At 67.9% G+C, this 10480-nt stretch carries 12 protein-coding genes and 1 pseudogene; 4 read left to right on the top strand and 9 right to left on the bottom strand.

Translation table 11 applies throughout. The annotated features are described in order from the left end of the window. The first annotated feature begins 628 nt into the window (after nt 1–628). The 4 genes from ACIPK4_RS38830 (at nt 629) to ACIPK4_RS38815 (ending at nt 3705) form a co-directional block, all read left to right on the top strand. Nucleotides 629–847: a ribosomal protein L7/L12 gene (locus tag ACIPK4_RS38830; RefSeq protein WP_402322340.1), complete on the top strand. Its 219-nt coding sequence runs from the start codon at nt 629–631 to the stop codon at nt 845–847. A 291-nt stretch (nt 848–1138) separates the two neighbouring features. Next, nucleotides 1139–1474 (top strand): ankyrin repeat domain-containing protein, encoded by a 336-nt coding sequence (locus ACIPK4_RS38825; RefSeq protein WP_402322337.1) that lies wholly within the window; start codon nt 1139–1141, stop codon nt 1472–1474. Nucleotides 1475–2353: 879 nt separating this feature from the next. After that, nucleotides 2354–2926: a hypothetical protein gene (locus ACIPK4_RS38820; protein WP_402322335.1), complete on the top strand. Its 573-nt coding sequence runs from the start codon at nt 2354–2356 to the stop codon at nt 2924–2926. Nucleotides 2927–3399: 473 nt separating this feature from the next. Next, entirely contained in the window at nt 3400–3705 is a 306-nt protein-coding gene (locus ACIPK4_RS38815; protein WP_402322332.1) for a hypothetical protein, read from the top strand. On the opposite strand, the pseudogene ACIPK4_RS38810 reads toward ACIPK4_RS38815, so the two are convergent. From ACIPK4_RS38810 to ACIPK4_RS38770, 9 genes and pseudogenes are all read right to left on the bottom strand, one after another. Then, nucleotides 3661–4736: pseudogene (locus tag ACIPK4_RS38810) on the bottom strand (serine hydrolase domain-containing protein). The gene ACIPK4_RS38815 and the pseudogene ACIPK4_RS38810 sit on opposite strands and share 45 nt — an antisense overlap. An 88-nt stretch (nt 4737–4824) precedes the next feature. Next, nucleotides 4825–4962 carry a hypothetical protein gene (locus ACIPK4_RS38805; protein WP_402322330.1) on the bottom strand — a complete coding sequence of 46 codons (138 nt, stop codon included), beginning with the start codon at nt 4960–4962 and terminating at the stop codon, nt 4825–4827. Between the two features lie 302 nt (nt 4963–5264). Beyond that, nucleotides 5265–5717: an NUDIX domain-containing protein gene (locus ACIPK4_RS38800; protein WP_402322327.1), complete on the bottom strand. Its 453-nt coding sequence runs from the start codon at nt 5715–5717 to the stop codon at nt 5265–5267. Nucleotides 5718–6029: 312 nt separating this feature from the next. Beyond that, nucleotides 6030–6515, bottom strand: a complete 486-nt coding sequence (locus ACIPK4_RS38795; RefSeq protein WP_402322324.1) for a hypothetical protein — start codon at nt 6513–6515, stop codon at nt 6030–6032. Between the two features lie 480 nt (nt 6516–6995). Next, nucleotides 6996–7868, bottom strand: coding sequence for a hypothetical protein (locus tag ACIPK4_RS38790; protein WP_402322321.1), 873 nt, complete (start codon nt 7866–7868; stop codon nt 6996–6998). Beyond that, nucleotides 7849–8742, bottom strand: a complete 894-nt coding sequence (locus ACIPK4_RS38785; protein ID WP_402322318.1) for an aldo/keto reductase — start codon at nt 8740–8742, stop codon at nt 7849–7851. Before ACIPK4_RS38785 ends, ACIPK4_RS38790 begins: the two co-directional genes overlap by 20 nt. Continuing rightward, a complete protein-coding gene (locus ACIPK4_RS38780; RefSeq protein WP_402322315.1) occupies nt 8739–9923 on the bottom strand; it encodes a cupin domain-containing protein in 1185 nt (394 codons plus the stop codon). The genes ACIPK4_RS38785 and ACIPK4_RS38780 overlap by 4 nt, the downstream gene beginning before the upstream one ends. A 19-nt stretch (nt 9924–9942) precedes the next feature. Continuing rightward, complete coding sequence (locus ACIPK4_RS38775; RefSeq protein WP_008740613.1) at nt 9943–10074, bottom strand: hypothetical protein; 132 nt, start codon at nt 10072–10074, stop codon at nt 9943–9945. A gap of 170 nt (nt 10075–10244) precedes the next feature. Beyond that, a complete protein-coding gene (locus tag ACIPK4_RS38770; protein ID WP_402322312.1) occupies nt 10245–10472 on the bottom strand; it encodes a hypothetical protein in 228 nt (75 codons plus the stop codon). Nucleotides 10473–10480: the final 8 nt, after the last annotated feature.

Here is a 10480-nt window from a genome sequence, read left to right as displayed (position 1 = left end):
ATGGGAACGACGCGACGACATCCACGAGGCCTTCCTCGGCCTCGCCACCTGCCTCATCACCCACCGCCACGTCCGACGCCTTTGTTAGGACCTCTAAGTCCGCAGGGAGGCGTTTTCGAGCACTTTCACACAAAGCGGCATTTCGGCGAATGGCTACAAGTCAAGACTCGTGTCCGCGTGAGGCGCAGACACTTCAGTGCGTCGGCTAGTTGTCGTTCGGATACCGCTCCGGAATCGGGGAGGCCTGCTGTGCGGTGTATCACGCAAGATCAGGACACCGCGGGTGCTGGACGCTTCACCCGTACATCCAGCAGCGTGGCCGTGAACTGCTTCGCGGCATCCAGCCGACCGATGTCCTGGCCAACTGTGTCCCCCAGGACGTAGAGACTGACAGCCCGTTCGCGGGCCGGTCAGTCCAGTCGGCATCCTCGCCCGCCGGACAGGGCCCCACGCATGGACAGCAGCGATCACAAGGTCGAGGTCTGGGGGTCAGTCGCCGTGCCGTGTAGCGACTCCCCCACTGCTGCCGCACCCAAGCTTCTCCATGGCCCCCCAGGCGTCCTCCACGTCACCGCCATCCTGAGTCGGGGTCCGACGGTGGCTTGGGGGCCCTATCTTCCATCCGCTCATGGCACTGAGGAGTTGCGGTGATGGTTCACTTACCGGACAGCTGGTGGGTGGCCGGGGAGGGCACATGGAAGAGCCAGGATTCAGGGTGCTACTGACGGAAGCCGGAGACCGGGAGATGGAGGCAATCCGCGCGGTACGGACGGTCACCGGCCTCAGCCTCTGGAATAGCAAGCTTCTGCTCGCAGGCGCACCCGTAGACGTCCCGGTAGTCGGCTGACCCGAAGTCGCTGTTGAGGCGGCCCGCCTCCTTGAGGGCGCAGGTGCCAGCACCACACTGCTCTGCGATTGCTGCGGCCGCACCATCAGGCGGGGCGCCTTCCCCCTCAACTCGGCTCTAGTCACGGAGCGCTGGCCTCCTGAGACGTGCTGGGCAAGGTGCCCATGCGCGGCAACCTGAGACAGGCCCAGTTCGATCTGCGAGACGGGCTCTTCGAAGTTCGTCTCAACGACTGTCCGACGGCACAGATAGCCGCTGGCAGGCAAGCTGCGTTGGCGGTTGAATGTCTTGGTGAGTGACTACTGGACACCCGCCCACTACGCGGTCGAGAACGAGGACGCTGAGGCCCTGGCCCGGCTTCTCGCTGACGGTTCCGATCCCAACGAGGTCTTCGGGAACACGACGCTCTTGACGCACGCGATCGATGTCGAGGGCGACGGCTCGCTGCAGAGTGGCCGACCGCTGACGGTGCATACGACAGCGGTGCTGCTGGCCTCCGGTGCTGACCCGGAACTCGCGGATCCAGACGGTGACACCCCCCTGGATATTGCCAACCAATACGGCCACGGCCTGGCGGTGCAGTTGTTGCGAGCCCATATTGACGGGCGAGCCTCTGGTACGAGATGACGGTAGAAGCGGGGCGTGTGTGAGCCAAGAAGTGCTCGGCTTTGTGTTCGTATCGGCGGTGGAGGTGATTGCTGCCAGCGGGCCAAGCCATCGTGCGTTCGATGACCCCTCGGTGACAGCTGAGTCGCGGCGAGGGCTCGATGCCCCGGCAGGCTACGCGGCGCTCGATGCCACCTCCGCGCATTTACGCAGGTGGCCGCCGTCAGACCCCTCGTCCGCATGGAGGTTGCCGGCCTTGCACCGTTGCCGGGCGCAGCATGAGCGGGCAGACGGAATCCGGCGGACGAGAGCGAACTCGGAAAAGATGGCCGCGTATGGGCGGTGTCCAGGAATGGCCACCGCGACGCCGACGGTGGTGGGTGCGTGCCTGTCCAATCTCCGTGTCGATGCCGGCGGCTCTCGGCGGCGCCGGTGACGAGGGCGGTCAGGCTCCATAGCAGCAGGCCCCGGCGCTGCCGGTGTGGACCAACCTATCCTTCGGCCCCCGCCTGATCGGTCCATGACATGACTGCTAAGAGGCTGACCATCTCATGAACCGCTGCTTAGCCTGCGTTCATGCATCTGGACGTTGAACTGAGCGCTCTTGCTGTCCAAGAGGATCTCCCCGCCGACCTCGTACGGCGGCTGCTCCAGCATCCGCAGGCTCGCCGCTCGGCAGCACTTGGGCGCAGGGACCTGAGCCCGGAGTTGATGGAGGAGATCATCGGCCTCGGCTCCGCGCGAAGTCTCGCCGCAAACTCCTCTGTGCCCGACCAAGTCAGAGTCCGCCTGGCGGACCATCCGGAACCATCAGTCCGAGGCGCGGTCGCAGCGGCGGTAACAGACGCACCACCTGGGCTCCTGTCACGCTTAGCGGCAGATCGGGATCCCCTCGTGCGCATGTTCCTCGCCATGAACGATCATCTGCCGCCCGAGCTACTCACCATGCTGGCCGAAGATCTGGATCCGAGCGTGCGCTCATCGGTCATCCAACACTGGCGGGATGCCCCGGAGCCGGTACGCCGGGCTCTGCTGACGGATTCCGATCCGAACGTCCGCAGCGCTGCCGCTGCGACGTATGCACCACCGGCCGACCTGGTACCCGTTCTCCTGGCCGATCCGCAGACCCGCGCCGTCACCGTACGGTACGTCGACCCTTCCCCGGAACTGGCCGCCGATCCGGATGCCGGTGTCCGCAAAGCTGTAGCCGCCCATCCGAGCCTGTCCGCTGATCTGCGAGACGTGCTGGCCCAGGACCCAGACCTCTTTGTCCGCAACGCGATCGCGGCCCGCGCGGACACTCCCTCAACTCTGAGTGAGAGCATCGTGGCCACCCTGGCAACTGACGATCCCGTGGCCGACTGGTTCCTGTCCTTCGGCCGGAACGCCCACACATGCCCTCCAGCCGCACCAGCTTCCCCCAGACTTACGCGAGAAGAAGCAGAAGACCTCCTCAGCCGTGCCGGCCTGTAGACCTACAGCTCTCCGGTTCGGGCAGCCTGCGGCGGGGTCGGTCATGGCATGGCATGGCATGGCAGTAGCAGGTTCGGCCGGATTCCGAGGCTATCCTGCTGTCGGCGATGCCGGAGGGCTGGCGGACCAGCGTCCTCGCCAGGGAAGGCGGCATGCTCTGCGGGGCGCCTGGACGTACGCGTCAACACCGACCCCTACGAAGCGTCGGCCGCAGCCGCGGCCCTGGTGACGGAGCCGCGTGCTACCTCCACGGCATCGACGGCGAGGTGACCTGATCCAGCGCCGATTCATCAGCGCGCGGTCTTCACGCAATGCTGGGGAAGCTGGCTTATGCACTAATCGGGATCTCCGTCAAACGCGGGTGCGGGGAGCAAGTCTCGATTTCGCCGGCAGAGCGGCACGTCCGATGCCCATGCCATCCCTGGCCGACCTGATCCTGCCGAGTCGGGGCTGGCCTGCCCATGCCGCCACACTTGCTGACTTCAGCTACGTTCCTCCGGGAAACGGCAGATCTTCGGGCCGACCTGTACACCCTCGCTCCCTACCCGATTGTCTCCCCGCGGGCCGTCCTCGACGAGGACCCCGGCCTGCCCGAAACATGGTGGAAGGAGATGACCGCTGCCCTGGACCCGCTCGCCGACGTCGAGCCGCCCGCGGACCGCGAAGCCGTACGCGAGGAGTACCTGCGCCGCGTCATCCCCCAGCTCTCCGCTGCGGCGGGCCGGGCTTCCACATCACGGTCTTACACGATCTTTCAAACACGCTCCTCGAGCCGGTGACGTGAACTCGGTCGCGCGAAAGGCGTTGCGGATTTCCGTCAGGGGCTCCCGATTGCGGTTGAGGCGGAGCTTGTTGGTGAGGAGGACTGCCCAGCGTCCCTGGGTGGGGCTGATCCACATGCCCGTGCCGGTGAAGCCGTAGTGGACCCAGATGTCTTCGGCCGGGTCGGCGCCGGGGCGGGATGCCAGAAGAGGCCGCGGGCGGGGGTGAGGGTGCCGGTCTGGAGGCGGAGGGAGTCCTTGATCCAGCTCGGGCCGAAGGCGGCCTGGGTGGGGGCGAGCATGTGGCGGAGGAAGAGGGCGAGGTCGTCGAGGACGGAGAAGGTGCCGGCGATGCCGCAGACGCCGCCGAGGAGGCGGGCGGAGAAGTCGTGGGCGGTGCCCTTGAGGTGGGTGCCGGTGGTCTCGTCGTACTCGGTGGGGGCGCAGCGGGCCGCCTCGGCGGCGGGGAGGGGGCCGAAGCGGGTGCGGGTCATGCCCAGGGGGTGCCAAACGCGGTCCGTGGCGAGCCGGTCCAGGGGCTGGCCCGAGAGGTGTTCGGCGAGGTAGCCGAGGACGAGTGCGGCACGGTCGGTGTACTCGACGGCCTCGCCCGGCGGGCGGTGGAGAGCCTCGTGGAGGACGCCGTCGCGGATGTCCTGGGGGTCGGTGCCGTAGAGGTTCTTCAGGTTGGCGCGCAGGGGCAGGCCTGCGGAGTGGGTCAGGAGGTGGTGGGCCGTGGCCCGGGCCAGGGGATGGCCGGCGACCTCGTCCCAGAGGGTGCCCAGAGGGGCGTGTAGGTCGAGCTTGCCCTCTTCGGTGAGCGTGCCGATCGTGGACCAGACGGCGAGGATCTTGGTGAGGCTGGCCACGTCGAAGACGGTGTCCAGCCGCATCGGTTCGTCGGGCCGGTCGGGGTCGAGGAGGCCGACGGCTCCGCTCGCGCGGACGCCGTCGGCGTCACCGACCGCCCACACCGCGCCGGGGTAGACCTCCTCACGCACGCCGGTCTGCAGGAGGTCTTCGATTCGGGCGGTGGAGGGCGTGGTCATGGTCTCCCGATCGTCGTACGGCCGCGGGTGGTCCGCCGGCCAGCCTAGTGACGTGGCCGGGGCAGGCCCGACTGCGCCACGGGTGGTGTCAGGTGAGCCGTCGGCCGAGGTCGGTGATGGCCGAGACGGTGGCGCTGAAGGGAAGCGGGTGGCGGGCATACGCGGTGCGGTCTGGGACGTGGGTTGCGGTAACGGGAAGTTCGTCCTTGAGAGGTTTGCAGGTCACGCAGAGCGCTCCCCGCCGACGCAGGGGTGGACCGTCCTTCACATCGCTCCGGTACCCCTGTCCGGGGCGCTCCCCGCCGACGCGGGGTGGACCGCCGATCGCCGCCGTCGGACACCGAGACCACCAGGTGCTCCCAGCCGTTGTGGGGGTGGACCGCCGCCGACCGAAAGGCTGTGGCGGGGAGGTTGCCCGTCCGCCAAGCGAAGTCACGTCTGGACGACGCTGAGAAGATCTTGCTGTCACCAGCCGCATAGTGGAAGCCGCAAGGGCCAACGCTTCTAGCGTTGGCCCCGCCGCCATACTCACATTGTCGAAGGGCTATGAAATGTCCCCGCCCCGATTGCGCCAGCGTCGATGCCGTTCCTGAGAACGCGGACAATTTCCTCAGGCTTCAGGTCGATGGCGTCGAGCCCCTCCGCCGTCAGCGGGATTTCCTCCAGCTTGTACTCTCCGCGGCCCTCAGCGCTGAACTCGGGACCAGTCCGGTCCTCGAAGGACCAGGTCGCGATGCGCGCGAGGTAGAAGAGCTGGCGCTCGTCGTCGGTTTCCAGCGTGTGGAGGAGCCGGATGATGTCCGCCTTCCCCGCGATCTCCTCATCGATCTCCCTGTGGAGGGCGGCTTCCCGGGATTCGTCGCTGGGCTCGACGCCGCCGCCGGGGAGGACCCAGTACTCGGGGATGTCGGGCTTGGTGCGGCGGATGACCAGCATCGTGTCGTCAGCGGTGACGAGGACAGCGCGGACTCGTTCCTTCATTGCGTTCCGCCTTTTTGCCTGTTGGTATCTCAGTGCAGCAGCCAGCCGCCGTCGACGTGGACGGTTTGCCCAGTGATGAACTACGCGGAGCGGCCCACGAGGAACGACCGAGGACCGGCCTCCCTCAGCAAACGATGGAACGGTCATCCATACCCGTACCGAAGCCCTTCGTCGCGAGGGCACCACCCACCGCGAGCGAGTCCAGGAGTTCGAACAGCGGCTGGCCGCTGCACATGGTGAGATCCTGCGATTGCAACGCGCGATCCAGTCATACGGCACGGGGCTGTGACAGCACTCTCCGGGCTGTAGAACTTACGATCCAGAGCGCAACCCCAGAGCACTGTGCTCCACCACACCCGAGGGAAGATCACTCTTTTCCGAAGCCCTGGCAGTCAATTCCACAAGGCCAGCTCGGAGTTCGACGGCGGGCTCACCAAGGACGATCGCGCTGATGATCAGCTCCATCATCAGACAGTCGTACTCGTCGCCCCTGCTCCGATAGCGCTCCCTGTCGGTCTCCACGACAGCAGAGATGATCCTCCTCCCACCCCCAGTCGCGGGGGCAAAGGACGCCTCATAGATGCCGCGGCCGGTCCAACTCCGATGTAGAAAAAGGACATCGCCTTCAGCGAAAACGTTCCACTTCTCATCCATGTCCCGGGCGTGATATCCGCGCCGGATCCGCTCCCAGTCCTCGTCGGTCCAGACACGGCCCGGTAACTGAGACACCGGCTGAGGCACGCTGATCGGATGGAGGCGCCGGAACGACTCTCGGGTGAGCGGGGCATCAGCAGTCATGACGTGATCCTACGGAAGCACCACTCCACCAGGACAGCGGATTACCGCCAAGAGCAGGCGGCCTGGGCGGAGGGTGACCCTCAGCCGCCTTCCTGACACGTCCGCAGCGTCCTGACCAGCAGCAGCAGACGAAGAAGTAGCCCGTCACCGATCACCGGCCACCCGGTGGATATCGATCACTGCCGACCGCCGCCACGGCTCTCGAGATATCTGATCAGTTTCGCCTCGCTGTGAAGCAGCCGATCGCGCTCGTCCGCAAGGAGGGAAGCCAGTGGGTCGACGAGATCAAGGCGGCCCCAGGCCGCCGCTGGCTCCATGTCTCCGCCACCGCCCACGACGGCCCCTGCCGACTCGCGCCGCCAAAGCCCGAGAAGCGGGGCAGTCAGACCCGGGAAAAACCCCGCCAGCCGCCCCACGGAGAGCACGGCCGACAGCAACGGGACGTACGCCAGGCCCGCGCGGGTCACTGCGGATTGCTCTTCACCCCGACGTGGCCGGGGCGGTCGGATGAGCGGGGGACGGAGCCGGAGGGCGGACCCCCGTCAGGTCCTCTGAGCGCTGCCGCAGGAGCGGGGCCAGCTCGACGTACCAGCCGCGGCCGACGGCCTGGAGCATCTCGGCGAGGGCGATTTGTTCGCCGATCTGGCCGGCGGGGGTGTCGAGGACCTGGGCGAACTCGGCGCGGATGCGGTCGGCGACGGCGGGTACGCGGAGGCTGTTCACGTAGAGCATCGCGGGGTCGTAGCCGACGGGGACGGCGCCCCAGCGCTCCCAGTCCAGGATGACGAGGGGGGCGTGGGTGAGGTTGGCCCACTGGAGGTCGGCGTGCCCGGTGACGCGTTCGGTGATGGCCGGGGCGGGGATCCCCAGGAACTCGGGGAACACCCGATCGGCCCAGGATTGGCGGATGGTCTCGCGGGGCGGTTCGGCGGTGCTGAGGGCATCCAGACTCTCTCGCAGGGTCGTCCACCAGGAGTCCGGAAGGCCCGGATCCTCGGTGAGGTCGGGCGTCTCCGGCGAGATGACGGGCTGGGCGATGTAATCGATCAGCTCCGCTTCGAAGACATACTCGCCGCCGTCCCAGCGGTACAGGTCGTGGAGGTGAGGGCGGGACACCTTGTCGGACACCCGTTCCTCGGCGAGGGCGATCCCCTCGTTCCGGGTGGCGGGGGCCTTGGCTGCTTCGCCGCAGTGGACGCGGAGCCAGTGACCGCCTGCGGTGCGACTGCCGATGGTGCGGCCGAGCCATCCCCAGGCCGGCGCCCCCGTCGTCGTGGTGGAGAGGTGGGCAGCGGCGTAGGCCAGGGCGTCCTCCATGCGTGCCCTGGTGGTCTCATCCTTGGGCGAGTACATCGGTGACCTTCCTGAGGTGGCCCGGATCGAGCGGGGCGGCAACGGTGGCCTTGGCAGCGGCCCAACGGTGGGCGGTGCCGGCAGACAGCAGTACCACGTCCAGGCTCGGGCAGGAGGCCGCAGCGAGGAGACAGGCGGTACCCGGCGAGGCCCCCGGCCGGATGAACTCGGCGAGTTCGGGCGTGACGAGGCCGGGCAGCTCACCGCCGTACAGAGGCGAGGACCCGAAGGTGATCAGCCCAGCCGCGCGGGCCAGGACGAGGGGACCCCGGCCATCGAGGGCGAGGGCGATCGGCCTTGCCATGACGAGGCTGACCGGCTGTTGGACGGCCCGCAGATGATGTTCACCCGAACCAGCGGCTTCGATGGCCAGGCCCAGGAGTTCGGACACCGAGAAGGCGTCGTGCTGGAACCCCGACCAGGTGGCCACGCCGTACCCGCCGATTCTGCCCGCAGCAGCGAACTCCTCCAGCACCGTGAACACGTCACGCAGTGTCGGATGCAGCTCCGTGGGACTGAGGCCGGCGTGCTCCGGGTTGTGGACGAACACGAGGTTGATCCGGCCGAGAGCGGCCAGGGACCTTTCCGTCTGCCAGCGGACGAAGCCGGGGTCGAGGCTGTGTCCGGCCCGTACCTGGGCGTCAGTGAGGAGCCCGGACCGAAGAGCAGCCGCGCCTTCATCGGGGTCGAAGAAGCCTGTTTTCGTCGCCACCATGGCGCGTGGGTGGTCTGCGATGACGGGGCCGAGTGCTTGGTGGGCGCTGCCGTAGTTGGGGGCGGTGTCGATCCACACGAGCCCGTCGGCGCACGCGGTGAGGGCTGCCTGCTCGACGGCGCGCACCCGGTACGTTCCCAGACCCAGGGAGGCGGTCACGAGGAGCCCCCGACCACGGCGACGGCTTGACCGGCAACCAGCGCGGAGACGACTTCCGCCACCTGGACGAGGGTGAGATCGGACTCGGCGGCCAGGTCCGCGAGGGTGGCCGGCGGACCACCGGCGAGGAGGTGGAGTACCGGGGCGACGCGGTGGGCGAAGGTCCACTCGTTCCCCGCTCCGGCGAAGGTCACGACCTGGTCGTCCTGGTCGATCCGGGCACGGGGCACCGTGGCCTGCACCGTGATGCCCGGTTCGGCAGGCACGGCGGTGAGGTGTGGCAGTGACAGGCGCGGCCGCCCGGGGTGCGTCGCGTCCAGAGACCTTTCCCAGCGGTCCAGAACCGCAGGGTCGTCCAGGGCGGCCAATACCTCCTTCCGTACGGCAGCCAGGTAGTGCACACGCTCCTCCGGGGTGCCGAAACGCGGTACGTCCGCCCGGACGGTCACGTTGGCCCGCAGGTCGTCGCACAGCCAGCCCAGGAACTCGGCGCCGGTCTGTGTGGCGAGTCCGAATGTGAGGTGGAGGGATGCGGTGCCCTGGTCGGCGCTCACGGCGTGCCACCAGCCGCGCGGCAGATAGAGGAGGTCGCCGGGCGTCATCACGACGTCCGCAATCGGATCGTGCGTCGGGACCTCGGGGGCCTCCACGTCGCGCCAGGCAGGGGCCTGCCGGGTGGGGCCGTAGATCTTCCACCGCTTGGAGCCTTCGAGCTGGAGCACCACTACGTCGTGGTCGTCCCAGTGGGTGCCGAAGCCTTCCTCGGCGGTCCACGAGGCGTAGGCGTTGACCTGCACGGGGGTACAGAAGAACCGTTCGAGGCCGGCCGCGGCTTCGCGGACGGGCGGGTGGATCTGGTCGATCGCGTCGATGACGAGGGATGCGCCCTCGGCGAGCCGGGTGTGGAAGTCGGCAGGCTGGGGCTGGTACCAGGACACCCCGCGACGGTTGGTCCGGAGGATGGAGTACGCGGTGACCGGGACAGCCTCCCCGGCACGCGAGAGCCGCATCCGGGGCGGTTCGAGCCGGTGAGCGGCCACGATCTCGTTGAGGTCGCCCCAGGTCAGTGGCGAGGGGGACGTGGTGCCGTTGGAGCGGATCACTTTGTGGGCCCGGAAGCACGTCTGGGCGAGGAACGTGTCCCCACCCAGACGCTCGGCCCACGATGCGGAATCAATCACCGTGGGTCTCCTCGGTCGATCAGGTGTCGTTCATGTCCGACTTGCCGCCGGTGTTGTCCGAGGCTTCCTCGGCACGCGAGCGGGCCGCTGCGATGCGGCGAACACCGATCAGCAGGCCACTGTTCTGCTCGGTGGGAGCGTTCTCGTTCATTCCGTACTCCTTCCTGATCTCGATGGATCCCGCCGGGGTCCCGGAGGGAAAACTGTGAGTCAGTTCCCGGGGCTTCCGGCCAAGGCCAGGGCGACCACCAGGACGCTGACGGGCGACGACGTACAGGAGGACGGCGAGCTGCTGACGCCAACCCCAGGGGGCGCGTGCGGTCAGCCGCGTTCCAGGCTCGAAGGGTCCTCGACCACCCACTCCACCCCACCGCCCTCCGGCCGAACGAAGACGGCGTTCTGCATGACGACGCGGGACTTGGGGTCCTCGAATTCGCCGATGAACTGGACGATGCCGGTGCGGCCGTTCAGCGGGTCGCGGATGCGGGTGCCCTCGCTGACCCAGCCGGGCACGGCCTGACGCTGACGAAAACGGCTCTTGATGGACACTGCACCTC

The organism is Streptomyces sp. NPDC086989 (assembly GCF_044745505.1).
GTDB lineage: Bacteria > Actinomycetota > Actinomycetes > Streptomycetales > Streptomycetaceae > Streptomyces.
Note: the sequence above shows the minus strand (reverse complement) of the source record. Positions and strands in the feature narration are given on the sequence as shown.

What these genes read in the sequence shown, in the direction of transcription:
- ACIPK4_RS38830 (WP_402322340.1), top strand. Translation starts at nt 629, where the DNA reads ATGGCACTGAGGAGTTGCGGTGATGGTTCACTTACCGGACAGCTGGTG.
- ACIPK4_RS38820 (WP_402322335.1), top strand. Translation starts at nt 2,354, where the DNA reads ATGTTCCTCGCCATGAACGATCATCTGCCGCCCGAGCTACTCACCATG.
- ACIPK4_RS38800 (WP_402322327.1), bottom strand. Translation starts at nt 5,717, where the DNA reads ATGAAGGAACGAGTCCGCGCTGTCCTCGTCACCGCTGACGACACGATG.
- ACIPK4_RS38795 (WP_402322324.1), bottom strand. Translation starts at nt 6,515, where the DNA reads ATGACTGCTGATGCCCCGCTCACCCGAGAGTCGTTCCGGCGCCTCCAT.
- ACIPK4_RS38790 (WP_402322321.1), bottom strand. Translation starts at nt 7,868, where the DNA reads ATGTACTCGCCCAAGGATGAGACCACCAGGGCACGCATGGAGGACGCC.
- ACIPK4_RS38775 (WP_008740613.1), bottom strand. Translation starts at nt 10,074, where the DNA reads ATGAACGAGAACGCTCCCACCGAGCAGAACAGTGGCCTGCTGATCGGT.